We start from the raw sequence: 24,734 nt of genomic DNA, 5'->3' as shown, positions 1-24,734 counted from the left end.
GAATTTTTACATCCAAAAGGTCTATTTTTAATAAATTCCGTATTCTTTTACTGCTTCGTATAAAGCTAGAATGTTTTTCGGTGGCGTAGCAGGAGAAAGATTATTTGCTTCTTTCATAATAAAGTTTTTAGTATGTGGTTTTACTTCATCAATGATTCGCTTTGCTTCCGCTTTAATTTCATCTGGTGTACCTGATTGCAGTAAAGATACATGTACACCGCCGGAAATTGTAATATTGGGGCCTAGCTCTTGCACAAGCGCACCATGATGGATAGGAAAGCCGGTATCAAACGAATTTACGTTAAGCTCATTCGCTATTGTTTTAAAATGTCGGGAGGCATCACCACAGAGATGAATGCCATTCGGATTTACTCCTGTTGAAAGCTCACGAATTAGTTTTTTATGAAACGGTAAAATAAATTTTTGATAATCATTACAAGAAAGCATAGCAATGCTATCATCTGCAAAAAAGAATCCGTCTCGTTTTTCTGGATATCCGTAATGCTTACGGGTTTGTTTAATTCGGTAAATTGTGCTATCTGTTATGTATTCCAGCAATGCCATTGCATAAGCCTCGTCTTCATATAAATCAATACACATTTCAGTAGCACCAAGCAAACAACAAGCTAATGTAAACGGGCCATCGGTACATCCATCTACGGGAATAGGAGTAACAATTGGCTTTCCTTTATAAGTACGGCCTGCTTTAATTTGTTCCGTAAAGTAATCATAATAGGTAAATATATTACCTGCCAAACCATCAAAACAGCTTGGAAACGGTTTATCAACAAAGCTATATTTGTTATCATCATTTAATAACACTTTGGTTCCCGGTTCATAAATACCATGATAAGCTACTTCACATCCATAATAGCTAGGCTCGTAAACGTTTTGTAAGTCCGTGTAAACAGTTAGTTCTTTAAGTGAATCAAACCCCAAGATGCGATCATAAATAATATTGTTACTGCTGTATTCTTGAAATTGACATTGAATATCCATCATCTGTTGGGGATTTTTCATGTAATTTTCAAATGTAATATTATTTGTGTTAAGGTTTGGATCGGAAAGAATCATACGTGGATTACAGGAAATTGTCATTTCCATTCTACTTGGGATGCCATTTCTCTTTTCTTCTTGAAGTTTCAACACTTGTTCATTATGTTTGTTGAAATCTATTGGTAACATAAAATCATCCTTTCAATAAAAATCACCATATCTTGATATGATTATAACAAGATATGGTGATTTTATCGTTTGAAAAAATAAGAAAGAATAAAAGCATACATATTATAAAAAAGAAAGTGCAGCAATGAGCGCAACTCCAGGAATGCCAAGAATTGCAGAAATAGAAATTGTAATAATATTAATGTCAATAATGTGGCCAAAGCTTGATAAAATCAATTTTACGGGATACAACAATACTATTCCTGAACAAAATCCAAAAAGAATCTTGATAAATTTATGCTTACATTTTGAATAATATACGCACATTATAACAAAAAGTATAATCAAACTAATCATTAAAACAATTTCAAATGTACTCATCTGTCATCCCTCGTTTATGTCTTTGATTTTAGAAAGCTACAATACCATGTTGTTTGGCTTGTTTAATTAAATAGGAGTATCTTTTTTCTAAAGCATCCAATTGAAGAATATAGGCATCAATTAAATCAAAATTGGTTTCCATATCAAAACAGCATCGAATAGCACCCATTTCAACCTCTGTGTCTCGAATTTGATCCAATAAATTTTGTGCTTTTGTATCGGGTTCTTCTTTTACTTTCGTTTTGATCATTGCTTTTGAAAATAAGTTTAGGATACCTTCCATATATATGCCCCCTTTAGTTCATTTTATGTTATCACTATTGGTATTAATACATCCAAATATTCACTTACTTAAAAAATTTACAAAATAATTGATTTTACTTAGATTTTACAAAAGCAGAAATATAGTTTTTACATAAGAATTTTAAAATAAAATCATCATACAAAGTAAAAAAAGAAACAAAGGAGACTTCATTCTATGAAAAAATTATATATGTTTCTATTAGCAGCAATCATTTGTATCAGCTTTGTTGCATGTAAACCCAACACAAAAAATGCGGGCGAATTTAACGCATCCAATGAAATAACGGTTATATCAAGAGAAGATGGATCTGGAACAAGAGGAGCATTTGTAGAGCTATTAAAAATCGAGCAGAAAGAAGCAAATGGAAATAAAAAAGATTTAACAACAAAAGAAGCAATCGTAGCGCCAAAAACAGATGTAATGTTATCGCAAGTCGCAGGAAACGATTATTCTATCGGATATGTTTCGGTTGGCTCGCTTAGTGATAAAATTAAAGCAATTCAAGTAGATGGAATAAAAGCAACCCCGGAAAATATAAAAAATGGCTCATATAAAGTAGCAAGACCATTTAATATTGCAACAAAAGTGGAACAAAATGAGGTTACTAAGGATTTCATTCATTTTATTTTGAGCAAAGAGGGGCAAGAGGTAGTTGCCAAAACGTATATTGCGGTTAATGATAAAGCGGCGGCTTATAGCGGAAAAAAACCAAGCGGAAAAATAGTGGTAGCAGGGTCATCATCCGTATCACCAATTATGGAAAAATTAAAAGAAGCATACACGAAAGTCAACCCCAACGCAACAATCGAAATTCAAACCAGTGACTCTTCTTCCGGTATGAAAGCAACAACAGATGGGGTATGTGATATTGGTATGGCATCAAGAGATTTAAAAGAGAGTGAAAAAGCAACATTAAAAGCAACACAAATTGCAATTGATGGAATTGCTGTAGTGGTAAATAATAATAATCCGATAACCAATTTATCTAGCGAAGCTATTAAAAATATGTTCACAGGAAAAACAACAACCTGGGATGATCTATAATAATAAAAACAAAATTTAAGCAAAGCGGAGATGTTTATGAAAACAAAGTATTTGGAAAAACCTATGAAAATAGTATTCTTCATAACCGCCCTTACAGCAGTACTCGCAGTACTGCTAATCTGCGTATTTTTATTCGCAAATGGAGTTCCGGCTATGGGCAAAATTGGCTTATTTAGCTTTTTAGGTGGTAAGGATTGGTCACCAACCGATACACCATCTTCTTTTGGAATTCTGCCAATGATTATGGGAAGTATTTATACGACCTTTGGTGCAATTATAATTGGTGTTCCAATTGGGTTAATGACAGCCATCTTTATGGCTAGATTCAGCACAAAAAGAATCAACAAATTTTTAAATCCGGTAGTGGAGTTACTAGCGGGAATTCCATCAATTATATACGGATTTTTTGGCTTACAAGTTATTGTACCATTTGTTCGTGATTCCTTTGGTGGAAATGGAAACAGTATTTTAACAGCATCTTTATTATTGGGATTTATGATACTTCCAACAATTATTGCTGTGAGCAAGGCTTCATTGGATGCCGTAGACAAAACGTATTATGAAGGTGCATTGGCATTAGGCGCTTCTCATGAAAAAAGTGTAATGAAAGTTGTTGTTCCTGCTGCAAAATCGGGAATTATTGCCGCAGTTGTATTGGGAATTGGACGTGCCATTGGTGAAGCTATGGCAGTAACGATGGTAATTGGTAATCAAGCCAGAATGCCAATTGGCCTATTAAAGGGCGCAAGAACATTAACAACAAATATCGTAAGTGAAATGAGCTATGCTGCGGATTTACATAGAGAAGCACTCATTGCAACAGGTGTTGTTTTGTTGGTGTTTATCTTGATAATCAATCTTGTGTTGGCGCTCATTAACAAAAAGGCAGGTGGAAGATAGATGGCATTACAAAAAAATAAAGTTTCACAAGCAATGTTACAATATAAAAAAGATCGTGTTTCACTTGTTATCCGTATTCTGGTTGTAGGCGCAGCAGTGGTAACGGTTTGTGGACTTTTGATGTTAATTGGGTATATTTTGATCAAAGGAGTACCTTATTTAAAGCTGAGTTTATTTGAATTTCATTATACCTCTGAAAATGTATCTATGTTTCCTGCTATGATTAACACAGTGGTAATTACTTTGTTGTCGTTAATAATTGCAGCTCCGATTGGCATATTTAGTGCAGTATATTTATGTGAGTATGCAAACAAAAACAGTAAAATAGTAAAAGTAATACGAATTGCAACAGAAACATTATCGGGTGTACCATCTATTGTTTATGGTTTATTTGGAATGTTGTTTTTTGTTACTTATTTAAAATGGGGGTATTCGTTAATTGCAGGCGGATTGACATTAGCAATTATGATTTTACCTTTGATTATGCGAACAACTGAAGAGGCATTGGTGAGCGTACCTAATAGTTTGCGGGAAGCTTCTTATGGTTTAGGGGCAGGAAAACTGACTACAATTTTTAAAATTGTTTTACCTAGTGCAATTTCGGGAATTTTAGCAGGAGTCATTCTTGCTATTGGAAGAATAGTGGGAGAGACAGCAGCACTTATTTATACTGCTGGTACGGTAGCTCAAATTGCATTGGTGCCAAAACAATCAGGGGTAACTTTAGCGGTACATCTTTATAAGCTTTCCAGTGAAGGGTTTAATACAAATGAAGCATTTGCAACCGCTGTAGTATTACTGATTATTGTATTTTTAATCAACGGATTATCAAATTTAGTTGCAACACAGTTAAGGAGAAAAGCATATGGAAAAGATTAAAATAGAAAATTTAGAGCTACATTACGGCGAATTTCAAGCCTTAAAAAATATCAACATGAGTATTGAAGAAAAAAGTATTACAGCTTTTATAGGCCCATCCGGTTGCGGAAAATCAACTTTGCTTAAGACGTTAAATCGTATGAACGATTTAGTTGAGGGGTGTAAAATTTCGGGTAAAATCCTTTTAAATCAAGAAGATATATATTATAATTATGATGTAAATCAACTTCGAAAAAAAGTAGGAATGGTGTTTCAAAAGCCGAATCCATTCCCAATGAGTATTTATGATAATATTGCGTTTGGACCTAGAACACATGGAATAAAAAATAAAAGTCAATTGGATCAAATTGTTGAAGAAAGCTTAACAAAAGCGGCAATCTTCAATGAAGTAAAAGACCGTTTGAAAAAGAGCGCAATGTCGCTATCCGGCGGTCAACAACAAAGAATATGTATTGCAAGGGCGTTAGCAGTTAATCCCGATGTATTGCTAATGGATGAGCCGACAAGTGCATTAGACCCTATTTCAACAGTAAAAATTGAGGATTTAGCTCAAGAACTGAAAAAAGATTATACGATTGTTATCGTGACACATAATATGCAGCAAGCCGCAAGAATTTCGGATAAAACAGGATTTTTCTTGCTGGGTGAATTAGTGGAATATGATGAAACAGAAAAAATCTTTGCTGCTCCAACCGATAAACGAACAGAAGATTATATAACAGGACGTTTTGGATAGGAATAGTAATAGGGAACAGTAAATGAAATTTAAATTATGAGTATAAGGAGAAACTATTATGCGAAGTAGATTTGATATGGAGTTGGAACAGCTTAATACAGAACTAATCGAAATGGGAAACATGGTTGAAAGTGCAATTAATGCGGCTGCTAATGGTATTATTCAGCAAAATCCAGCCATTGCAAATGAAGCATATGAAATTGAACGGGAAATTGACCGACAAGAACGTGAAATTGAAAATCACTGTATGAAATTGTTGCTTTTAAATCAACCTGTAGCGTCTGATTTGCGGTTAATTTCAACAGCATTAAAAATGATTACGGATATGGAGAGAATTGGTGATCAAGCCGCCGATATAGCGGAATTATGCGTACATTTGTCCAAACAACCTTTTATTAAAAAGCTTGATCATATTTCTCAAATGGCAAAAGCAACGATTAAGATGGTAAAAGACAGTGTTGATGCATTTATAGGCAGAGATTTAGAGCTTGCTAAATCAGTAATTGCTGCAGACGATGAAGTGGATGATTTATATAACCAAGTAAAGCATGATTTATTAGGCTTAATTCAAGAAGATACCCATAATGGTGAGCAAGCAGTAGATTTATTGTCAATCGCTAAATATTTGGAGCGAATCGGCGATCATGCAACGAATATTGCGGAATGGGTTATGTTTGCGATTACAGGTAGACATGTGAAGGAAGAACATAATAGTTAAGACAGGAGGGAAGCATATGTCAAAAATATATTTAGTCGAAGATGATGAAAGCATTCGTGAACTGGTTTTATATGCATTACAAAATTCAGGTCATGAAGCAATTGGTTTTGAAGATGCAGAGCCATTTTTTAAAGTAATCAAGCAAAACCTTCCCGATTTAATATTGTTAGATATTATGCTTCCAACAAAAGATGGTATTCATATTTTAAAAGAGTTGAAGAACTCTTGTTATTGCGATATTCCCGTTATTATGTTGACTGCGAAAGGCTCTGAATTTGATAAAGTTAAGGCTCTCGATCTTGGTGCAGATGACTATATGGTAAAACCATTTGGGGTTATGGAAATGCTATCAAGAGTCAATGCAGTATTAAGAAGGATGGGAGTAAAAAAAGAAATACAAGAAGTAATAAAAACAAGAGATATTACAATATATCCAAAGAAAAGGGTAGTCTTCTCAAATAATCAAGAATGTAACCTAACGTATAAGGAGTATGAGCTGTTAATATACCTTATTAAAAATAGCAATATTGTTATGACAAGAGAAAAAATTATGGATGCTGTTTGGGGCTTTGATTATGAAGGGGAAAGCCGTACTGTGGATATGCATATTAAGACCTTGCGGCAGAAGCTAGGAACTGAGGGCAGCTTAATTAAAACCGTTCGAAATGTTGGCTATACCATAATGACAGGAGAATAGCACATGAAGAAAAAAATTTATAGCAGTATTTTTTTAACCGGATTTGCAACAACTATTTTGGCTTCTGTGCTGATGGTTTATGCATTTTACGGTTTTTTTTCTAACCAAGCAAAAGCAGAAGTAAAAACCGCTTGTGAAATTGTTAAAGATAGTATTGATGTATTTGGTAATAACGACAGCTATCTTCCTGCCATAAAAAATGCCGCAAAGTTTATGCGATTTACGTTAATTGATAAAAACGGAAAAGTTGTTTTTGACTCACAAATAAATGCCTCAAATATGCCTAATCATAAGGAGCGAGAAGAATTTGTTGAGGCCAGAGCAAAGGGCGTTGGCGAGGATTTAAGAAAAAGCGAAACAATAGGAAAACAAACTTATTATTATGCGTTTCAACTTTTTGATGGAAATATTTTAAGAGGTGCAAGAGACATTAACAATATCATGAGTGTTTTTGTTAACCTCATTCCTATTATTGGTGGAATAACGGCATTATTGATTATCATTTCTTTTTGGGTATCGAATTATTTGACCAAAAAGCTGATTAAACCGGTTTCTGAAGTAACAAAATATATAGCGAATCATGAGCAAATCGAAACTCCAATAGAAACATACGATGAACTGGCTCCACTTTTCAACAAAATGAAAGCCCAACAGTTGAAAATTAACGAGCAAATGCAAACATTGCGTCAAGAGCGAGACACTATTCAGACGATTACGGAAAATATGCAAGAAGGACTTATTGTAATTGATACGAATTTTAAAATTCTCTCTGTGAATAAAAGTGCAATACAATTAGTAAGCGGAAGAAATGAGTTTTCTTATCAAGGGAAAAATATGATATCGCTCATTTCGGATAAAGCATTAACCGAAAAAATAAAAAGTGTTGTCCAAAATGGGAATAGTCAAAAAGATATTATTAGTAATCAAAATCGAAAATGTCGAGTGTATATGAGTGCTGTAAGGGTAAAGGAACAAATTACCGGAGCCATTATAATTATCGTTGATATAACGGATATCTACAGGGCGGAAGAAATTCGAAAAGAATTTTCAGCAAATGTATCGCATGAACTAAAAACGCCGTTAACTTCGATATCTGGATTTGCAGAAATTATGGAAAGTGATATTGTGAAGCCCGAAGATATGAAATATTTTGCCGGGAAAATTCAAAAAGAAGTAGATAGACTGATTCAATTAGTAGAGGATATTATTCGGTTAACAGAAATTGAAGAAAATCCGCAAACGGAAATGAAAGAAGTTTCATTAAAAAGTATTTGTGAAGAAGTAAAAAGCTCCTTAACATATGCTGCTGAAAAAAGACAAGTTACATTGCAGATATTGGCACAGGAATGTACAATTTTAGCAAGCCCATATATGATAAATGAGTTAATTTATAATTTAGTAGATAATGCAATTAAATATAATAAAAACGGCGGGAACGTAACAATCGAGGTTGTAGAGAAACCTGATAAAATCAATTTATCGGTTTCGGATACAGGAATAGGGATAGCCAAAGAGCACATTCCAAGATTGTTTGAACGTTTTTATAGAGTAGATAAAAGTAGATCCAAACAAAGCGGAGGAACAGGACTAGGGTTATCAATTGTGAAACATATTGCAAATTTTCACCAAGCCACAATAGCCGTAGAAAGTGTGGTTTCAAAAGGGACAACCATAACAATATCGTTTCTAAAGCAATAACAAAAGCGGCTCATTTTAAATGAGCCGCTTTATTCATTGATACGTTTATTTTTTATAAAGTCGATAAAAAACCGGAAGATACATACCAAAGGAAAACAACATAAATACAGAAGCAATTGAAATTAAAACCACATTCCAAACAGGGTTAGCGTCTAAGATGGTTAATACAATGATTAAAAACATCGCTGCATAATAAACAGCAGTTGCAACTTTACCAAACCACATTGCACCATCTAGCTTTTTGTTCTGTTTTAATAAGATTAAGCAAAGAATACCCATAGCAATTTCTTTTACAAAAACAATTAAAACAAGATAAATCATATATGGAATTTTAATTGTTAAACAAACAGCTATGGAAAATTGAGTTAGCTTATCCGCAATTGGATCAATGGCTTTCCCAAGATCGGTAATCATATTACATCTTCTTGCAATTAAACCATCGAATAAATCGGTAATTCCGGATAATACAATCAAGCCAGCACCAATAGCATATCTATATAAATTATCAGAATCTGCAGTAATTAGGTAATAACAGAAAAATGGTATTAACAAAATTCGAATATAACATAAAATATTCGGAATATTTAGGGCTTCTTTTTTTGTAACTTTCACAATATTGTCTCCTTATTTATGCTTCACATTATGAATGAAAGCGTCTAGTAAGCAACGATATAATATTAATATACCTTGTAACCAAGTTTCTGTCAATATAAAAATCTGCAAGTTGACAAAATAGAAACAATATTGTATTATTGTATTATATTCTTGATACAGTGAATGAAAAATGTAAAAGCTGGTCAAAAAATTATAAATAACAAAACTTTGAATTTAACAACTTTTTTTAAAATTAACCAAAATGAAGCAATAAAGAAGCAAAAGGGGAAAAGAAATGGAATTACTTTTAAATGGTATCGAAAAAAGCTTTGGACAAAAACAAGTTTTAAAAGGTGCTGGTTTTTGTTTTGAAAAAGGAAAAATTTATGGATTGCTTGGTCGAAATGGAGCCGGTAAAACAACATTATTTAATTGTTTGAGCGGCGAAATACAAATGGACCAAGGAGAGGTGGTAATCAGAACTCAAGAAGGAATGAAACCAATGGGAGAAAAGGACATAGGTTATGTTTTTTCTACTCCGATTTTGCCTGAGTTTTTAACGGGATATGAGTTCTTAAAGTTTTATATTGATATTAACAAAGATGTAGTAGATCAAGAAAAAACAATTGATGATTATTTTGATTTAGTACGAATTGAAAAAGAAGACCGCAATCGACTCATAAAAGGGTACTCTCATGGTATGAAAAATAAAATGCAAATGCTTTGTTTTATTATTGCAAAACCCCCTGTTATTTTATTAGATGAACCATTGACTTCGTTTGATGTTGTTGTTGCTTTAGAAATGAAGCAATTACTTCGCAATATGAAGCAAGACCATATTATTATTTTTTCTACCCATATTCTTCAGTTGGCAACAGATCTTTGTGATGATATTGTTGTAATGAATAACGGTAAGCTTGAAGCAGTGGATAGCAGTATGTTGAAGAGCCCTGAGTTCGAACAACAAATTATTGATTTGTTAAAGGATGAGGGACATGATTAAGACATTACAAAATATTTTCAAAGTTTCTGCTTCACAGACGGTAAATCAATTTATTTATTATTTCAAGCGGATTCCGTTAATCGGAAAAATTCTTCCGGATTCTATTTATCAAGACGGCTCATTAAAAATAGTATTATCCGCAATGATTTATATTTTTGTAACTTGCTTTATATTCTTTAAAAAAGCGTTATATTTAGGTTTGTCGATTGTCCTTCCTATGGCAATTCTCCATGACACAATACCAAAAGCGCAACAATTAAATGCTGGAATACAAATTTTTGTAGTATTAAGCTTTGTGATTGGTGCATTGCATAACCCTAGCCCATTGAAAAAAAGCATGGATAAATATAGCTGTGTCAAATTATTGGGTATGCGTGCAAAAGAATACTCAACTGCAATTATGGTATATGAAAATATTATTTTCTTTATTGGATTCTTGCCATCTATTATTATTCTTTCTGTTATTGCAAAATGGGCAGTATATAAAGGGATTGCACTTTTAATTATGTTAATTTGTGCAAGAGCTTTGGGCTTGGCACTACATATGGCATTGTTTGTAAAAATTAAGAAAGTCATTATTGAAAAATGGTGGTTTTATACGGTTGTATATTCTCTTGTAGGATTAGCGTATGCTCCGCTTTTATTAGGCTATATTGCAAACTGGTCAAGCTGGTTTGTAAGTCTACCTGCATTTTTAATTGCAATCGCTTTTGGTGCAATGAGTGTATGGTACTTATTTACTTATCGTTACTATCCTGATGCTGTTAAACTAAGCATAATGGGAAAGGACTTTGCCGTAAATACAAAACAAATACAAAAAGAAGCTGCATTTGCAAGTGTTAAGTTAAAAGACAGTGATTTAGAGATAAAAAAAGAAAGCCTTGCCTCTATTAACCGTAAAAAGGGATATGAGTATTTAAATGCCTTATTTTTTCAACGACATAGAAGATTATTGGTTAAACCGATCTATATTCGATTAATATGTATAATGGTAGCTTTTGTAGGAGCTTGTGTAGGATTGTTCTTTTTACCGGATGAACGAGCAACTTTAGTTAACCAAATAGCTTCTTCGTTAAATATCTTTGTATTTATTATGTATTGTGCTTCTACAGGAGATAAAACAGCTAAAGCGTTATTTTATAATTGTGATATTAGTTTATTGCGATACGGCTTTTATCGGGAACGAACTGTAATATTGAAAAACTTTTGGATTCGATTAAAAAAATGTATATGGTATAACTTAATTCCTGCTATTGCTATTTGTGTTGCACTACAATTGCTGTTTATGGCTTGGGGAAATGGAATTGATTATAGTATGATGGTTCCGTTCTATTTTTCAATTTTGTTCTTATCTGTGTTTTTCTCTGTGCATCATTTATTTTTATATTATGTATTCCAACCTTATACAACTGAACTAGATGTCAAAAATCCATTCTTCAAGTTGATTAACGGTGTGGTTTACGTTGCTTGTTATATTTGTTTGCAGATTGATTCTGTTCCAACATTCTTTGTATGGGGAGTTTTAATTGCGACTGTTTTGTATATTATGGTTGCTTTATTCTTAGTAAATAAATATGCACCTAAGATGTTTCGAGTAAAATAAATTATGAATATAAAGCGACACTTCACAATGAAAGTGTCGCTTTAGACTATTAATAATGATTTTTAATTTTATATTAGTATGAATTCAGTTTCTTTCTTGCTATTATGTATATTGGGCTATCCGCCCAAACCTGACCATGCTTTTTGGCAATCGCCCCAAAAAACATGGAGAAAAAATGCTTTATTTCTAAAATTGTTTTTTATATGACATCGCGTTTTTATTTGTGCTAAATTGATAAAGATAAAGCTTGTGCTATATTATTCTTTAATTGGTCCCCTGGATAATTTCTTGAATAATCGTTATGCGACCAGCAATTGTTCCACGTGATTGCCATTTGCTAAAAACTTAAATGCTGTTATATGTCATTTTTTAAAAAACAATTTTCGCAAGTGAAATTCTTCTAATATTCATTTTTTTCTTATGCTTTCAGTTTTTCTAGAAGCAGAAGCGACACTTCACAATGGAAGTGTCGCTTTGTATCTATTATAGGCAATTAGTATGCGATACCCAATAAAGAAATTTTTTTAATGAGTTATCATAACCGTTGAAATTGTTTTACTCCTTTTGTCATCAAATAACGATAACAAAGAATTGTAATAAGAACTAAAAGCAACGAAATAATGCCGAATGTCATTATGCTGCCATATGGATATAAATAAACAGCAATCCCAATTGGAGCAGCAAGAATTAAAAATCCAACAATTAGGCTCACCAATACAGAAGAGCTTTGTTTTATAACGGTTACTTCTGATTTCCAATCTAATAACGGTAGATGCAAATTGACAATTAAACCAAGTAAAGAAATTAAAAATGCATAGATTGCAGGTAGCAAATAGGTCATAAAAACTTGAAACCAATTAAATGAAAATGAAACCGATAAAACTGTTGCACTGATTAGAATAACGGGTATTGTAATTGTAAGGTTTACGGCAATTTTACTCCAAAAAATAGTTGATATAGGAACCGGCGATGATTTAATTATCCATAAATTCTTTCCTTCAAGCGAAATGGAGCAATTTGTTGTACAACTTAAAGCAACGAAAACGGATATTACAAATGGAGAAAACTGTGCAAAGTAAAGAGGTAGGTTTGGAATTTGCAGTGATTCATTTAATTTGTCTACTCCAACAAAACTAACGGCGACACAAGCAAGTAATGCTAAAATCATTCCTAATGAAGTATTAACAACGTATAACGTGGACGAAAAGTAACGTTTACACTCTTTGAAATATAGCGCTTTCAAAGGAGATTCTTGTTTCAATTCCGCTAATTTATAGTTTGCATTTGCTTTGCTTGTATATAGTAATGTATGAATGGGTTGATATATTTTTGAAAAGAGCACAACAAACAAAAGAAAGGCAAGACAAGAAATAGCGATAAAAAGAAATAGAGAAAATAGATTATATTCTGTAATGCTAAGCATATATAATTTGGTTAATGGATAAATGGAATATAGGCTATTGGTTACTTGGGTAGCAATAGAAGAAAAATCAACGTTTTTCATATTTGGATTATATAAAAATGCCATAATTCCAACTAATATTGCAAGAGTAAGAATCGTGGAAACGGCATTCGCGCGTTTGAGTCTTGCAGTGAAAAAAGTTAAAATTCCGCTAACAAATGTTGCGAGGATAATTGGAATGAATGGAATAAGAAAAAGAGTAATCAAGTAAATAGGATAAAACCAAATAGAAGGGGACTCAAATATTGCATAAACAATACCGGATGGAATCATTACAATCATAGCAAAAAGAACATTCATGATATATAAAAGCCATATTCTGCTTGCAACGATTGTGGTTGTTTTAATCGGTAAGCTCATAATCATATCATAATCTTGAAATGAAAATAAAACGCTGTTTGCTTTATAAAGGGTTGCAAAAAGGGTAATCAAACAAGTTAATACCATCATGATTATAGGAAGTAGCTTGAGTTGGTTGAATGGCTTTAGAACAATAGCAATGCCAAAGCTATATCCAAAAGACATCCCTAAGAATAATAGGGAAAGCAAAATACCACCTAACACCATAAAAACAAATTTAGTTTTATTTTTTTGATGGAAAGCTTTGTTGATGCCAAAAAACTCAAGAATCCAAATGTTTAATAAGTGTTTCAAATTAGTCATGGTCAATCAACTCCAAGAATAAGTTTTCCAAAGATTGATTTCCTTTTACTTCATCCGTATTACCCGTAACAATAAGCTTTCCGTCTTTGATGATTGCAATACGGTTACAAAGCTTTTCTGCGACATCTAAAACGTGAGTGGAGAAGAAAATTGCACTTCCGTTATTGCAAAATTCATGCATGATTTCTTTTACTTCGTGGGCTGCTTTGGGATCAAGACCCACAAAAGGCTCATCAAAAACAAGAAGTTTAGGTTTATGAATAAAAGCAGAGATTAAAGCAAGTTTTTGCTTCATTCCGTGAGAATACGAAGAGATTAAGTCGCCAAGGTTTTGAGTAATTTCAAAACGATTTCCATAAGCTTGTATGAGCGTTTTTCTTTCGCTTTGCTCTATGTGAAAGATATCGCCAATGAAATTGAGATATTGAATACCGGTTAAGTGTTCATATAAATCGGGATTATCCGGTATATAGGAAGTGATAGCTTTGCAAGCGATGGGATCTTTTTTAATTGAGATATTGTTAATAAAAATATCGCCTTGTTCAAAATCCATAATTCCGGCAACGGCTTTAATTGTTGTGGTCTTGCCTGCACCATTATGGCCGATAAATCCAAAGATATCTCCGGCATGTATCGTTAGGGAGAGGTCGTCAACTGCCTTTTTGCCGCCTTTATAGGTTTTGCTAAAATGGTTAATAGTAAGCATATCAATTTTTCCTTTCATTTAAGAATTAACAATAGGAAATGAAACAGTAATAGAAAATATTTCGTCATGATATTCGGCATCAATCGAGCCATGCATACGCTCTACTAATCGCTTTGAAATAGAGAGACCAAGACCTGTTGTTTTCCGAGAGCGTGATTGATCGGCGGTATAAAACCGTTCAAATATCAAAGGAATATCAATATGGCTGAGCATTTTGGTGTGATTGGTAAAAACAATGTTACAAGTTTGCCCTGATAGAGCAGAGGTTAACGTAAAATCGTATTCCCCATGTGCCAATGCGTTGTTAATAATGTTTTGGAAAACTCGTTTGAGTGCATCAGCGTCAGCAAGAATGTTAAATGAATGATCGGGGATTGTAATATCGGGAGTTATTTGTTTTTGTAAAAAATCATCATAGAATAGGGTAATCGTGTCTCGTAGAACATTATTTACATTAACGGTGCTTTCTTGTAAAGTCAATTCATCCGATTCAATTCGTGCAAGCTCAAATAATTGCTCCAACATGGTACGAACTGTTGTAATACGCTGATTAATGAGGTGAAGATATTCTTCCTTTTTTTCTTCAGATAGATGATTGGATTCAATCATTTGCATATATCCAATAGCGGAGGTTAAGGGCGTTCGTAAGTCATGAGAGATATTTGTGATAATTTCTTTAAAGTTTCGATTTGAGCGTTCAGCTTTTCGGTAAGCGTGTTTGTATTTCCCAATAATTAAGTTGATTTCATTAGCAAGAGAGTCAATGTTAAAAAGGTGTATATCAGTTGTCAACAATTTATTAGTGTCTTTGTTGATAATAAAGTGCATTTGCTGAATCAGCCTTTTCATTTGACGTTGATATAACAGAATATAGAGCACAAGAGCGAATAAGGCAATACTAAGGATACAAATAACCCACCAATACCAATTCATTGTTATGCTCCTTTCGTTTAATAACGCTATTTAATGTCTTTCTTTTGGAATATGAAAAATCCGCCTAATACACAAATAAGCAAGTAGGAAGATGAAATGATTAAACTGCGTGTAATTTGTTTTGCAGTAAGGCCAAAGGAAGATACATCAATAATATTATTTTGAATCCAATATTGTGAAATCGTTTTTCCTTCCGGAAGAATTGCATCTAATAATGCGGTAAGAATGCTTGAGAAAGCAATAATGCATACATTGATAGCGATACTTGCACCATTACTGCGTACCACTACAGAAATTGTAACAAATAAAGATGATAATGCTAAGCATAAAAGTATTTGTAATCCAAAAAAGACAACGATATTTTTTGTTAGATCAGAAGCGGCATTTCCAAATCCCCAAAGAATTGTTCCAATGGAAACAGCGGTTAAGGGTATAATTAGCATCATCAAAATGCTTGCTACCCAAACAATAATGAGCTTTGCAAAATACACATTGAAACGAGTAAAGCCTTTGGCTACAATATTTTTTATTGTACCTGTTGTAAATTCGGAAGAAACGAATAGCGATACAAAAACGGCTAAAATAATTTGTAGGGTGTTTCCCGTAAACGACTGGCTTAAAAAAAGCTGCCCGTTGAATTTTTGGGTAAAAAGACTATTTGGAGAAGTTATAGAAGATTTATCTGATATTGCCGCATTGTTCATTTGTTCAAGCATTTCAGGGGACATATTGTTTTGCAAAAAGTTATAGGTGAATGCAACAACAATGGTGGCAATTACACAAATAAAACAGCAGATATAAAAAGATTTGCTTTTGAAAAGCTTATAGAGTTCAGAACGAAGTAAGTTAATCATAATTGAGTCCTCTCTTTTTCGCATAATAAAAATGTATAACGAAATGAATAAGGTAGATGTTAGTTTCTAAATTAGGAATATGGTTTTTAGTAATAAAAATGGTGTTTAAGTGGTTTCGTATATTTTGTAAATCCTAATTTTTTATCAATTTTAACTTGCGTAATAAAAAAATCCAATTACAAGTTTTACAGGCAACGTCATACTTTACACCTGTGAAAATGTAACATAAGGGTTTAATGGTTGCTAATGTTGTGATGACAATCATGCAAACAATGAAAACGGTAACAATTAATAGTGAATTACCAATAACTCCAGGGATAGTATCGTTTATAAAGTATGAGGTAATATTAAAATGAGAAAAAGTTGAAATTAAAATGTTGTGCATTAAATAGACTCCAAATGAAAGGGATGCTACATAGGAAATAATCCAGTTTGCTTTTCTAACTTTATAATTCTGTTTGAATAATAAGAAAATGACAATAGATAATACAGCGATATATAACATTGTTGTACTTTGAAATGCTTGGCTAAACTCACCGAGCATTTTACTGCGAACAAATGTGCCAATAATGATTACGAGTAAATCAATTGTTCCAACGAGAATAAGAATTTTATTTGAAAATATTCTTTTTGTTCGGTTTAAGTAAAATCCAAGAATAAAATATCCCAAATACCCATCTAAAAAATTAAGTTTTGATAAAAAATCAATTTCGGAATATTGACGATAATGTTCGGGAACGAATGCAACAGCAGTATTCATTGCCATAATCAAAAACCATATCAATAGCAGATATCGTATTGCATTATCGCTCATATGATCTACTAGAATTTTTAGAAAAGGGGAAATCAAATATAGCGGAATTAAAAAATACATAAACCATAAATGTACTACAATATTTTGTGAAGGAATTACTGCAAGTGATTTTAGATAACCAATGATATTGAATCCGTTTTGAAGTGCTTCTGGATTCAAATAAGCAGGAAGAACAGCAATCACCGACCATATCAATAAAGGAATAACTAATTTAGGCATTCGGTTTTTTAGCGTATATTTGACAGAGTATGTGTTTTGGCTATTTAGCAAAACAGTGCCGGATATCATAAAAAAAATCGGGACTGCAATAAAAAAGAAACAAACGAAAACGTTTAAAAAATGCCAAGTAACACCCATACCTTGCCGAAGCGGCCCTGCTGCTACATGCATAAAGATTACGCCTATCATAGATAAAACGCGCAGCCCATCAAAATAGGCAATACGTGATTGTGTATTTTGGAGTTGTCTTTCCGTTTTGCTAGTATCTTGTTTTGTTTTAATCATTTTTAGAATCCTTTCGTTTTACCTAAGATAAATACTTATATTGTTTTGCTTGCCTTGGTAATCTATTTACTTATTATTTAGTTTGTTTCTTGCGTAATGCAATGAAATTGGTAAAGATAGATAATAGGTTATTGCTAATTGAGTCCTCCCATTAGTTCTAAGAAATAACCCTCTAAATCCTGACCGGAAATACGAAGTTCGCTAACGGTGACATCGTTTGAAACAAGCAGCTTATTGATTGCACCTGTCTGATCTAAATGGTCAAAGAGGCGAAGGGTATTGTCCGGCAGAATATCAAAGTTTGTTGTTTGAAAATGGGATTCCACTAAAGTAGATGCCTTTTTGACATCATCTACTTGCATTTTAATGCAACGCTTGCAGCGAACAGAAAGTTCAACTGCTGTAAATTCATCTACTAAAAAACCATTGTTGATGATTCCGTAACAGGTCGCAATTTTAGATAGCTCGCCTAAGATATGGCTAGAGATTAAAATAGTGATATTATGTTCTTTGTTAAGACGAAGAATTAAATCTCGCATATCTTTTACACCGGTAGGATCGAGTCCGTTTATTGGTTCGTCTAAAATTAAAAAATCAGGACTGCTTAGCAGCGCAATCGCAACACCAAGACGTTGACGCATTCCTAAAGAGAAGTTGCGTGCTTTTTTCTTGCCGGTATTGTTTAGAGAAACAATTGTTAATACTTCATCCACTCTTTTTTTAGAAGGAATACCGTATAGCATACGATAATACTCTAAATTTTCTCTTGCAGACATATTGGGATAAAGGGAAGGAGCTTCAATAATCGTTCCGATTTGGGCTCTTTTTTTAGTAAGCTCTTTGCTTTCAAAAAGCTCCATATTTCCTTTAGTAGGAGCAGCTAAACCCGAAACCATTCGAATTAACGTTGTTTTTCCTGCGCCGTTTTTCCCGATGAAACCATAAATATCACCTTTGCGAACATGCATATTTACATTGTTTACAACAGGTCTGCCAACATAGCTTTTTGTAAGCCCATTGGTTTTTAAAATATACTCCATTTCATGGCCATCCTTTCTAAGAAGTAATTCAAAATACTGTATTTCATTTGATATTATAATCAGCGATATTTTAGAAACTCTTTGAAAAGTCTAAAGAAAGTATAAAGTTTATACCATTTTAAACCCGATTCCCCAAACTGTTTGAATATAAGAGGCATCCGCATTGCCTTTGCTTAATTTTTGGCGAATATTACTGATATGAACATTAACAGCATTGTCCTCTCCGATAAATGGCTCATTCCAAACAGATTCAAAAATATTGTTTTTTGTAAATACTTTTTTTGGATTACTCATCAAAAGTTCCAAGATTAAGAATTCATGTTTGGTTAATAAAATAGGGGTTGTTCCTACTAATACTTCAAGTGAAGATTTATCAAGAGTAATATCCTTATAGGTGAGGGTTGTTTGAATAGGAGAGTTGGAGTTGTAGTGGCGACGAAGTAAGGCTTCCATGCGGGCAATCAGTTCATCGTTGTCAAATGGTTTGGTAATATAATCGTCTGCACCTTTATTTAAAACGGATATTTTAGTTTGTTTATCGTCTTTTGCAGAAACAGCGATAATGGGTAGGTTAGACTCTTTTTGAATTTCAAATAAAACTTGTTCTCCGCTAAGTCCCGGCAACATTAAATCAAGCAATGCTAAATCAAAGGATTGCTCTTTCATAAAACGCAATCCTTCTGTTCCGGAATAGGCTGAGGTTACTTTATAATGGTTGTGAGAAAGTAATTCTGATAGCATATGGTTGATGTCGTTATCGTCTTCTATAATAAGGATAGATGGCTGCTGCATGATGTCACCTCTTCATTTTTATTAACAAAATTATACCATATCAAAAAATAGGATACAATTAGTATAAGAAAAGGATTTTGAAATAATGGTGCAAGAGTGTTATAATAAAGAAAAAAATATTAAGGGGAATGTAATGATTAAAGCGGTTATTTTTGATTTAGATGGTACATTGGTAAATACATTAAACTCTATTGCATATTTTGCGAATGCGGCATTACATAAATATGGTTGTCCTAAAATTGAGGTGGAAAAGTATCGCTATTTAGTAGGACGTGGCGCAGATATATTAGTAAAAGGAATGTTAGAGACGGTAAATTCTTATCGTGAAGATCTCTTCTATCAAGTGAGGGATTATTATAATGAAACTTATGATAATGATTATATGTATTTGGCTTCGCCATATGACGGCATACACGAGCTGATTTCGTGGCTGAAAGAGAATCACATAAAAACAGCAGTTCTTTCAAATAAACCACATGAAACAACAGTCAAGATTGTTGAGGAGTTGTTTGGCAAGCAAATAGATATTTGCTATGGGAAAAGAGAAGGTGTTCCAAGAAAACCGGATCCAACAGCATTACTAGAAGTAATCAAAGAGCTAGAAGTAGATAAGAAAGATTGCATCTATGTCGGGGATACCTCTACGGATATGAAGACAGGCAAAAACGGGCAGCTTTTTACCGTTGGTGTAACGTGGGGATTTCGTGATAGAAATGAATTAGAAGAGTATCATGCAGACTTAATTATTGACCATCCAAATCAACTAAAAGATTGGATACAAACCAAAACACCACTGGTACAAAACTAGTGGTGTTTTGGTTTTAAAAATGAATATCATTACGAACTTTAATCTTTGCAATAATTTCTTCAGATTTTTGAGCAACTTTATCAAAATCAACAGCATCTGTATATTGACGTTCTAAATCATCATGAATGGATTTAGCGTATTTTAATACGCTGATTGCTTCGTTAATTAACTCTCCTGCTGCTTTTTTATTAAAACTTAAGAATTGTTTTTTATTTCGAAGAGCTGTCATATTAGTAAAACGTGTAAAGCTAATTACAGAAACTGGTTTTATATTGATAAAATTATTAAATTTAGTTTGTGTAATAAAACCAAGTTTTAATTCGGGGATAAATAAGTGTTCAATTTTAGAATCGGGGTTTAATGGGCAAAAACAAGTGTAAATTGTAAAATTGCGTTGTAGTGCAACTTCTCTGATATAGGATAATAAAGTATGTGAAGCAACGCCGTAAATATCTTTTATAATATAGATATTTTCAGCTAAAACGTTTGGCGTATTGGAATATGTTTTGATGCCTTGATTGGTTATAGCACTTAGTAATCGCTTATGTTCTTCAGCTTTTGTACCATGAATATTTTTAAATTCTTTTTTTATAATGCGATTTGCTAAAGATAATATTTTTTTAAAATCGGTTTGACTTGAAACAAAGCGATAGTTATCTTGTAATAAAATATTTGCACAATTTAAAAGGTTACAGCATTTTCTGTGGCACTCGTTATTTTTGGTTTGATATTCGATTGTTTTTTTAATACGTGAAGCTAGTTTATCTTCATCAAAATATTCACATAAGTTAATAACACTTTGATATCCTCCAGGATAAGTTGGTTCGATAACATGTGGTGGGGTAGCATCCACAATACTTGCTTTCTTATCATGGAGTACAATACCATCTAAGGAGTTCGGATCAGAAGAACAATGTAAATGTTCAATTAAAGATTCGTTTTTACCGCATTCCTCACCAATCCGCTTCATTAAACTTGATTTTCCTGTTCCGGCACCGCCTTTTATTAAATAACTTCGCCAGCCATCTTTGGGGTGCTCCAGTTCGTTATAGTATGTATAAAATCCCTTTGCTGAATTTGCGCCCATATAAAAATCAGCGGTTTTATTGGTTTGCTCCATAAAATCCCTCCACTCATTGATATCACATTCTATTCAAGATAGGGTTTGTTTGATACAGGGAATTTTTTTATAAAACAAAAAACCACATTAACTTTTGTTAATGTGGCCTGACTATTGAGAAGCGTAAGATGAAAACTACAGTCGTGAGTAGAAAATTAGGCAATTAAAAAAGCCCCGAACGCGGATTGCGTGTCGAGGCTCTCGATTGGTGACCCGTACGAGAATCGAACTCGTGATTCCGCCGTGAGAGGGCGGCGTCTTAGCCGCTTGACCAACGGGCCATTCATGAAGAACAAAACGTTATGCAGCAACGTTGGTTACAAAACAACGTTTTGCTCTGCAAAAGCACTAAGACTATTGCCTTAGTGCTTTTAATGGTGACCCGTACGAGAATCGAACTCGTGATTCCGCCGTGAAAGGGCGGTGTCTTGACCGCTTGACCAACGGGCCATTATTCAATTGTGAAATGGTAGCGGTAGTTGGATTTGAACCAACGACACTGCGGGTATGAACCGCATGCTCTAGCCAACTGAGCTATACCGCCATTTAAGCTCTCGCCGCGAGAACGAATATTATTATAACGTACATATTTCAGTTTGTCAACACGTTTTTTAAACATTGTCATAATAGACAAGCTATAAGACTTTTTTTATTATTTTATAAGGCAAATATCATAGAAAAATGCACAAGTTTTCAACGTAGTGGATAATATTTGTAATCTATTTTACATAACATACATACTATATAATATGTAAAAATATAATAAGGGGTAGCCATCTACCTTCCATATTGCTATTTAGTAAAGAGAAATTATGATTACAAGAAAGGATTGGACTTTATATGAATAATCAAAACAATAATAATGTGAATGATTTACTCAATCAAGCAAAACAACAAACAGGAATTGATCCGGAAAGTTTAAAGAATGGGAACCTTGACAATATTATATCCAAAATGAAGCCGCAAGACGCAGCGAAATTCAAAGAAATTTTATCCAATCCGCAGTTAATGCAACAAATGCTGAGTTCGCCGCAAGCACAGTTACTTATGAAAAAATTTATGAAATAATTTAATATTTGCTGGAATGGAGTGATAGGGATGGATGATTTATTAGCAAATCTTCAAAATATATTAAGTACGCCGGAAGGTCAAGCACAGCTGCAAAACGTTGCAAAGATGCTTAATATAAATGGAAATCAACAAAGTTCCAGCACACAGAATACCCAAACAAATCAAAATAGTGCTACAACGCAAAACAATGGCAACAGCGGTGGCGGTTTTGATTTATCGGGTATTATGAATATGCTGAATAATAACAGTAATCAAAATAATGCCCAACAACAGAATAATGAAAATAGTGGTAATAATAGCGGTTTTGATTTATCTAAAATCATGAGTATGTTAAATCAAAATTCAAATAATTCTTCAAATGAAGCAGCCTCAAACAGCAATAATAGTGGAAATGGTGGATTCGATTTATCCGCTTTAACAAAAATGTTATCCGGCAATAATAATCAAAATAATAATGAGTCCGGAATGCCTAATATTGATATGAACATGATTTTAAAATTGCAAAAAGTTTTTTCAAGCATGAATGTGAATGATAAAAATTCACAACTCTTATTAGCCTTAAAGCCACATTTTAGTGAAAGACGAAAACAAAAAGTTGATCAGGCAATTAGCTTAATGCGGTTGATGTCAATGTTGCCGGCACTTAAAGAGAGTGGTATCTTTGCGGGTTTATAATTGTAGGCAACAAGCAGAGCAGTATTTGGTTTTTGACGAAGAATTACGAGGACAGAGTGGGGGTGCGGATATGGCGGTTAATCAGAGTGGTTATTCCAGTCAACAAATCATGACAATGCAGCAAGATGCCATTCGCCGAGTAAACGAAATGCAACGATTAGCAAGAGAACGTGTTGCCAATTCAGATAACCGCTCGAATCAAAACAATCAAATGCATCCAGAACATCATACGCCACAGCAACAGAATAATGCAGTAAAAGTGGAGCACCATAATTCCAATACGCAAAATAACCAGCATCATGAAGAAAAGCAATTTAACAATAATGCTGAAAAAAACGAATCAATAAAAGTTGAGCATTGTCCAACAGAAATTGTTTCACAAGGATTGACTGGCTTTTTAGATAGAATGAACTTAGATACGGAAACATTGCTTTTGCTGGGCTTGATTTTATTATTGGTAAATGAGGGCGCAGATGTAATGTTATTGTTGGCACTTGGATACATATTATTATAAACAAAGAGGTTACCAATTGCGTAACCTCTTATCTATTGTATTATTTAATTATATAGGAGAATCATATCGTACATCGAAACCTAAAAACTGTTCATTTTGCATTGCAAGATCACCAATTTGTCCAACAGATAATTGAGAAAATACTTCAAATGGGACAGAAAATACAAGCTCGGAAGAATCTTGGAGCAAAAAGCGGACACAGTAGCGAAAGCTAGAACAATGGCTTTTATATGTATAACGATTCGTTTCTTCAAACAATTCAATGATAGTAGCAGATTCAATAACAGGTTCAGGAGCCTCTAATATATAAGAATTTGGATCATTCATAGCTTTTTTTCGGCTTGTAAAGGTATGAATAATAAAGCCAACTGGAACTCCAACAGCTGCAAGAATACAAATAATGAGTAAAAATGTTGGCATAAATTAAACATCCGTTTCTTTTTGGCTTAAAGTAAACCAATACGATTGAAATCCTAAGTTTTGTATGTAGGCACCTTTGGGAACTTGTTTTAGGATAGTAAAAACCTCATAAGATTTCCTGGAGAAAAGGGGAATTTGAATTGTCAAAAAGCTAAATAAAAACAATCGAACATTAATGTGAAAAACAGGTACAAAAACAAGAATTAAAATCAAAAATATAAATATACAAGGAGCAAGGTTTATTAATAACACTCTTTTTTTCGTAAGTGGTGAAATTGGATGAGTTATAAAAGTAAAATTAGGACTTAAAAAACTAATTTGAATTATTGTATTCTTTGGGTATAAAAAAAGAAACATAAAATTACCAAAGAGAATAAATAAACAACTAACAATTATTCCAATAAAATAAGACATAGCGGAGTCCGATGGAAGACTGGAGAAAAAGTAGTAGAAAATAATAGGTATAAGAATGATAAGGGGAATTGCAATAGCAAAAGTCTTAACTCTTAGGCTTTTCATTGTTTCTGCTTTTTTCATTTTAACAGCATTTTCAGGTAACGTTGTTTCACTAAAATCATTTTGATTATAAATAGTACCTTTCCAAATGAGATGAGCCATATCAGTTCCTCCAAAAACA

General features: G+C 33.2%; 27 protein-coding genes and 3 tRNA genes. 13 read left to right on the top strand and 17 right to left on the bottom strand.

The genetic code is table 11. From position 1 onward, the window contains the following. Nucleotides 1–27: 27 nt before the first annotated feature. The 3 genes from RBG61_RS07100 to RBG61_RS07090 form a co-directional block, all read right to left on the bottom strand. The gene (locus tag RBG61_RS07100) at nucleotides 28–1,185 is read right to left on the bottom strand and encodes a uroporphyrinogen decarboxylase family protein (RefSeq protein WP_307947164.1); all 1,158 of its coding nucleotides are present in this window, start codon (nucleotides 1,183–1,185) and stop codon (nucleotides 28–30) included. A gap of 102 nt (nucleotides 1,186–1,287) precedes the next feature. Then, nucleotides 1,288–1,545: a pro-sigmaK processing inhibitor BofA family protein gene (locus RBG61_RS07095; RefSeq protein WP_307947163.1), complete on the bottom strand. Its 258-nt coding sequence runs from the start codon at nucleotides 1,543–1,545 to the stop codon at nucleotides 1,288–1,290. Between the two features lie 28 nt (nucleotides 1,546–1,573). Further along, complete coding sequence (locus RBG61_RS07090) at nucleotides 1,574–1,828, bottom strand: DUF2508 family protein (protein ID WP_307947160.1); 255 nt, start codon at nucleotides 1,826–1,828, stop codon at nucleotides 1,574–1,576. Nucleotides 1,829–2,023: 195 nt separating this feature from the next. On the opposite strand from RBG61_RS07090, the gene RBG61_RS07085 reads away from it, so the two are divergent. From RBG61_RS07085 to RBG61_RS07055, 7 genes are read left to right on the top strand one after another with little or no spacing between them, the layout of a single operon-like run. Then, nucleotides 2,024–2,893 (top strand): substrate-binding domain-containing protein, encoded by an 870-nt coding sequence (locus RBG61_RS07085; protein ID WP_307947158.1) that lies wholly within the window; start codon nucleotides 2,024–2,026, stop codon nucleotides 2,891–2,893. 30 nt (nucleotides 2,894–2,923) lie between these two features. Then, nucleotides 2,924–3,793, top strand: a complete 870-nt coding sequence (gene pstC / locus RBG61_RS07080) for a phosphate ABC transporter permease subunit PstC (protein ID WP_373889731.1) — start codon at nucleotides 2,924–2,926, stop codon at nucleotides 3,791–3,793. After that, entirely contained in the window at nucleotides 3,794–4,672 is an 879-nt protein-coding gene (gene pstA, locus RBG61_RS07075; protein ID WP_307947154.1) for a phosphate ABC transporter permease PstA, read from the top strand. After that, a complete protein-coding gene (pstB, locus tag RBG61_RS07070) occupies nucleotides 4,659–5,408 on the top strand; it encodes a phosphate ABC transporter ATP-binding protein PstB (RefSeq protein ID WP_307947152.1) in 750 nt (249 codons plus the stop codon). The genes pstA and pstB overlap by 14 nt, the downstream gene beginning before the upstream one ends. 58 nt (nucleotides 5,409–5,466) lie before the next feature. Then, nucleotides 5,467–6,126, top strand: coding sequence for a phosphate signaling complex protein PhoU (gene phoU / locus RBG61_RS07065; RefSeq protein WP_307947150.1), 660 nt, complete (start codon nucleotides 5,467–5,469; stop codon nucleotides 6,124–6,126). 16 nt (nucleotides 6,127–6,142) lie between these two features. Next, nucleotides 6,143–6,823: a response regulator transcription factor gene (locus tag RBG61_RS07060; protein WP_307947148.1), complete on the top strand. Its 681-nt coding sequence runs from the start codon at nucleotides 6,143–6,145 to the stop codon at nucleotides 6,821–6,823. A gap of 3 nt (nucleotides 6,824–6,826) precedes the next feature. Beyond that, on the top strand, nucleotides 6,827–8,521 hold the full coding sequence (locus RBG61_RS07055) for an ATP-binding protein (RefSeq protein ID WP_307947147.1): 1,695 nt from the start codon (nucleotides 6,827–6,829) through the stop codon (nucleotides 8,519–8,521). 45 nt (nucleotides 8,522–8,566) lie between these two features. On the opposite strand, the gene RBG61_RS07050 is transcribed toward RBG61_RS07055, so the two are convergent. After that, entirely contained in the window at nucleotides 8,567–9,133 is a 567-nt protein-coding gene (locus RBG61_RS07050) for a CDP-alcohol phosphatidyltransferase family protein (protein WP_307947145.1), read from the bottom strand. Between the two features lie 277 nt (nucleotides 9,134–9,410). Between RBG61_RS07050 and RBG61_RS07045 the strand changes: the two genes are divergently transcribed. Together RBG61_RS07045 and RBG61_RS07040 are read left to right on the top strand one after the other, a co-directional pair. Beyond that, the gene (locus RBG61_RS07045) at nucleotides 9,411–10,118 is read left to right on the top strand and encodes an ATP-binding cassette domain-containing protein (RefSeq protein ID WP_307947143.1); all 708 of its coding nucleotides are present in this window, start codon (nucleotides 9,411–9,413) and stop codon (nucleotides 10,116–10,118) included. Next, complete coding sequence (locus RBG61_RS07040; protein WP_307947141.1) at nucleotides 10,111–11,721, top strand: hypothetical protein; 1,611 nt, start codon at nucleotides 10,111–10,113, stop codon at nucleotides 11,719–11,721. Before RBG61_RS07045 ends, RBG61_RS07040 begins: the two co-directional genes overlap by 8 nt. A gap of 535 nt (nucleotides 11,722–12,256) precedes the next feature. On the opposite strand, the gene RBG61_RS07035 is transcribed toward RBG61_RS07040, so the two are convergent. From RBG61_RS07035 to RBG61_RS07005, 7 genes are all read right to left on the bottom strand, one after another. Beyond that, nucleotides 12,257–13,846: a hypothetical protein gene (locus tag RBG61_RS07035; protein ID WP_307947139.1), complete on the bottom strand. Its 1,590-nt coding sequence runs from the start codon at nucleotides 13,844–13,846 to the stop codon at nucleotides 12,257–12,259. Beyond that, a complete protein-coding gene (locus RBG61_RS07030; RefSeq protein WP_307947136.1) occupies nucleotides 13,839–14,552 on the bottom strand; it encodes an ABC transporter ATP-binding protein in 714 nt (237 codons plus the stop codon). Before RBG61_RS07030 ends, RBG61_RS07035 begins: the two co-directional genes overlap by 8 nt. 18 nt (nucleotides 14,553–14,570) lie before the next feature. Next, the gene (locus tag RBG61_RS07025) at nucleotides 14,571–15,485 is read right to left on the bottom strand and encodes a sensor histidine kinase (protein WP_307947135.1); all 915 of its coding nucleotides are present in this window, start codon (nucleotides 15,483–15,485) and stop codon (nucleotides 14,571–14,573) included. A gap of 26 nt (nucleotides 15,486–15,511) precedes the next feature. Then, nucleotides 15,512–16,339, bottom strand: a complete 828-nt coding sequence (locus RBG61_RS07020; protein ID WP_307947134.1) for an ABC transporter permease subunit — start codon at nucleotides 16,337–16,339, stop codon at nucleotides 15,512–15,514. Between the two features lie 133 nt (nucleotides 16,340–16,472). After that, nucleotides 16,473–17,657: an acyltransferase gene (locus tag RBG61_RS07015; protein ID WP_307947133.1), complete on the bottom strand. Its 1,185-nt coding sequence runs from the start codon at nucleotides 17,655–17,657 to the stop codon at nucleotides 16,473–16,475. A 134-nt stretch (nucleotides 17,658–17,791) separates the two neighbouring features. Beyond that, a complete protein-coding gene (locus RBG61_RS07010) occupies nucleotides 17,792–18,697 on the bottom strand; it encodes an ABC transporter ATP-binding protein (protein WP_307947131.1) in 906 nt (301 codons plus the stop codon). Nucleotides 18,698–18,805: 108 nt separating this feature from the next. Beyond that, a complete protein-coding gene (locus RBG61_RS07005; protein WP_307947129.1) occupies nucleotides 18,806–19,489 on the bottom strand; it encodes a response regulator transcription factor in 684 nt (227 codons plus the stop codon). Nucleotides 19,490–19,622: 133 nt separating this feature from the next. Here RBG61_RS07005 and RBG61_RS07000 point away from each other — a divergent pair, with 133 nt between their 5' ends. Beyond that, on the top strand, nucleotides 19,623–20,297 hold the full coding sequence (locus RBG61_RS07000; RefSeq protein WP_307947127.1) for an HAD family hydrolase: 675 nt from the start codon (nucleotides 19,623–19,625) through the stop codon (nucleotides 20,295–20,297). A gap of 13 nt (nucleotides 20,298–20,310) precedes the next feature. Here the strand turns inward: RBG61_RS07000 and RBG61_RS06995 are convergent, their stop codons facing one another. The 4 genes from RBG61_RS06995 to RBG61_RS06980 all read right to left on the bottom strand — a co-directional run bounded on the left by RBG61_RS06995 (nucleotide 20,311) and on the right by RBG61_RS06980 (nucleotide 21,961). Next, complete coding sequence (locus tag RBG61_RS06995) at nucleotides 20,311–21,417, bottom strand: hypothetical protein (RefSeq protein ID WP_307947124.1); 1,107 nt, start codon at nucleotides 21,415–21,417, stop codon at nucleotides 20,311–20,313. Nucleotides 21,418–21,623: 206 nt separating this feature from the next. Beyond that, a tRNA-Glu gene (locus RBG61_RS06990) sits at nucleotides 21,624–21,698 on the bottom strand. Nucleotides 21,699–21,792: 94 nt separating this feature from the next. Beyond that, nucleotides 21,793–21,867 (bottom strand) — tRNA-Glu (locus RBG61_RS06985). Between the two features lie 17 nt (nucleotides 21,868–21,884). Next, a tRNA-Met gene (locus RBG61_RS06980) sits at nucleotides 21,885–21,961 on the bottom strand. A 296-nt stretch (nucleotides 21,962–22,257) separates the two neighbouring features. Between RBG61_RS06980 and RBG61_RS06975 the strand changes: the two genes are divergently transcribed. The 3 genes from RBG61_RS06975 (at nucleotide 22,258) to RBG61_RS06965 (ending at nucleotide 23,677) form a co-directional block, all read left to right on the top strand. Continuing rightward, the gene (locus RBG61_RS06975; protein ID WP_307947122.1) at nucleotides 22,258–22,485 is read left to right on the top strand and encodes a hypothetical protein; all 228 of its coding nucleotides are present in this window, start codon (nucleotides 22,258–22,260) and stop codon (nucleotides 22,483–22,485) included. 30 nt (nucleotides 22,486–22,515) lie between these two features. After that, a complete protein-coding gene (locus tag RBG61_RS06970) occupies nucleotides 22,516–23,163 on the top strand; it encodes a hypothetical protein (RefSeq protein ID WP_307947120.1) in 648 nt (215 codons plus the stop codon). A 70-nt stretch (nucleotides 23,164–23,233) separates the two neighbouring features. Further along, on the top strand, nucleotides 23,234–23,677 hold the full coding sequence (locus RBG61_RS06965; protein ID WP_307947117.1) for a hypothetical protein: 444 nt from the start codon (nucleotides 23,234–23,236) through the stop codon (nucleotides 23,675–23,677). Nucleotides 23,678–23,725: 48 nt separating this feature from the next. Here RBG61_RS06965 and RBG61_RS06960 read toward each other — a convergent pair whose 3' ends face one another. Both RBG61_RS06960 and RBG61_RS06955 read right to left on the bottom strand, forming a co-directional pair. Beyond that, nucleotides 23,726–24,097, bottom strand: a complete 372-nt coding sequence (locus RBG61_RS06960) for a DUF2500 family protein (RefSeq protein ID WP_307947114.1) — start codon at nucleotides 24,095–24,097, stop codon at nucleotides 23,726–23,728. Between the two features lie 3 nt (nucleotides 24,098–24,100). Further along, on the bottom strand, nucleotides 24,101–24,715 hold the full coding sequence (locus RBG61_RS06955) for a hypothetical protein (RefSeq protein ID WP_307947112.1): 615 nt from the start codon (nucleotides 24,713–24,715) through the stop codon (nucleotides 24,101–24,103). Nucleotides 24,716–24,734: the final 19 nt, after the last annotated feature.

Origin of the sequence: Paludicola sp. MB14-C6 (assembly GCF_030908625.1) — a bacterium.
Taxonomy (GTDB): domain Bacteria; phylum Bacillota; class Clostridia; order Oscillospirales; family Ruminococcaceae; genus Paludihabitans.
This window is presented reverse-complemented; position numbering and strand designations above follow the sequence as displayed.

Coding starts and splice junctions, on each gene's coding strand:
- RBG61_RS07100 (WP_307947164.1), bottom strand. CDS start 1,185: ATGTTACCAATAGATTTCAACAAACATAATGAACAAGTGTTGAAACTT.
- RBG61_RS07095 (WP_307947163.1), bottom strand. CDS start 1,545: ATGAGTACATTTGAAATTGTTTTAATGATTAGTTTGATTATACTTTTT.
- RBG61_RS07090 (WP_307947160.1), bottom strand. CDS start 1,828: ATGGAAGGTATCCTAAACTTATTTTCAAAAGCAATGATCAAAACGAAA.
- RBG61_RS07085 (WP_307947158.1), top strand. CDS start 2,024: ATGAAAAAATTATATATGTTTCTATTAGCAGCAATCATTTGTATCAGC.
- pstC (WP_373889731.1), top strand. CDS start 2,924: ATGTTTATGAAAACAAAGTATTTGGAAAAACCTATGAAAATAGTATTC.
- pstA (WP_307947154.1), top strand. CDS start 3,794: ATGGCATTACAAAAAAATAAAGTTTCACAAGCAATGTTACAATATAAA.
- pstB (WP_307947152.1), top strand. CDS start 4,659: ATGGAAAAGATTAAAATAGAAAATTTAGAGCTACATTACGGCGAATTT.
- phoU (WP_307947150.1), top strand. CDS start 5,467: ATGCGAAGTAGATTTGATATGGAGTTGGAACAGCTTAATACAGAACTA.
- RBG61_RS07060 (WP_307947148.1), top strand. CDS start 6,143: ATGTCAAAAATATATTTAGTCGAAGATGATGAAAGCATTCGTGAACTG.
- RBG61_RS07055 (WP_307947147.1), top strand. CDS start 6,827: ATGAAGAAAAAAATTTATAGCAGTATTTTTTTAACCGGATTTGCAACA.
- RBG61_RS07045 (WP_307947143.1), top strand. CDS start 9,411: ATGGAATTACTTTTAAATGGTATCGAAAAAAGCTTTGGACAAAAACAA.
- RBG61_RS07040 (WP_307947141.1), top strand. CDS start 10,111: ATGATTAAGACATTACAAAATATTTTCAAAGTTTCTGCTTCACAGACG.
- RBG61_RS07035 (WP_307947139.1), bottom strand. CDS start 13,846: ATGACTAATTTGAAACACTTATTAAACATTTGGATTCTTGAGTTTTTT.
- RBG61_RS07030 (WP_307947136.1), bottom strand. CDS start 14,552: ATGCTTACTATTAACCATTTTAGCAAAACCTATAAAGGCGGCAAAAAG.
- RBG61_RS07025 (WP_307947135.1), bottom strand. CDS start 15,485: ATGAATTGGTATTGGTGGGTTATTTGTATCCTTAGTATTGCCTTATTC.
- RBG61_RS07020 (WP_307947134.1), bottom strand. CDS start 16,339: ATGATTAACTTACTTCGTTCTGAACTCTATAAGCTTTTCAAAAGCAAA.
- RBG61_RS07015 (WP_307947133.1), bottom strand. CDS start 17,657: ATGATTAAAACAAAACAAGATACTAGCAAAACGGAAAGACAACTCCAA.
- RBG61_RS07010 (WP_307947131.1), bottom strand. CDS start 18,697: ATGGAGTATATTTTAAAAACCAATGGGCTTACAAAAAGCTATGTTGGC.
- RBG61_RS07005 (WP_307947129.1), bottom strand. CDS start 19,489: ATGCAGCAGCCATCTATCCTTATTATAGAAGACGATAACGACATCAAC.
- RBG61_RS07000 (WP_307947127.1), top strand. CDS start 19,623: ATGATTAAAGCGGTTATTTTTGATTTAGATGGTACATTGGTAAATACA.
- RBG61_RS06995 (WP_307947124.1), bottom strand. CDS start 21,417: ATGGAGCAAACCAATAAAACCGCTGATTTTTATATGGGCGCAAATTCA.
- RBG61_RS06975 (WP_307947122.1), top strand. CDS start 22,258: ATGAATAATCAAAACAATAATAATGTGAATGATTTACTCAATCAAGCA.
- RBG61_RS06970 (WP_307947120.1), top strand. CDS start 22,516: ATGGATGATTTATTAGCAAATCTTCAAAATATATTAAGTACGCCGGAA.
- RBG61_RS06965 (WP_307947117.1), top strand. CDS start 23,234: ATGGCGGTTAATCAGAGTGGTTATTCCAGTCAACAAATCATGACAATG.
- RBG61_RS06960 (WP_307947114.1), bottom strand. CDS start 24,097: ATGCCAACATTTTTACTCATTATTTGTATTCTTGCAGCTGTTGGAGTT.
- RBG61_RS06955 (WP_307947112.1), bottom strand. CDS start 24,715: ATGGCTCATCTCATTTGGAAAGGTACTATTTATAATCAAAATGATTTT.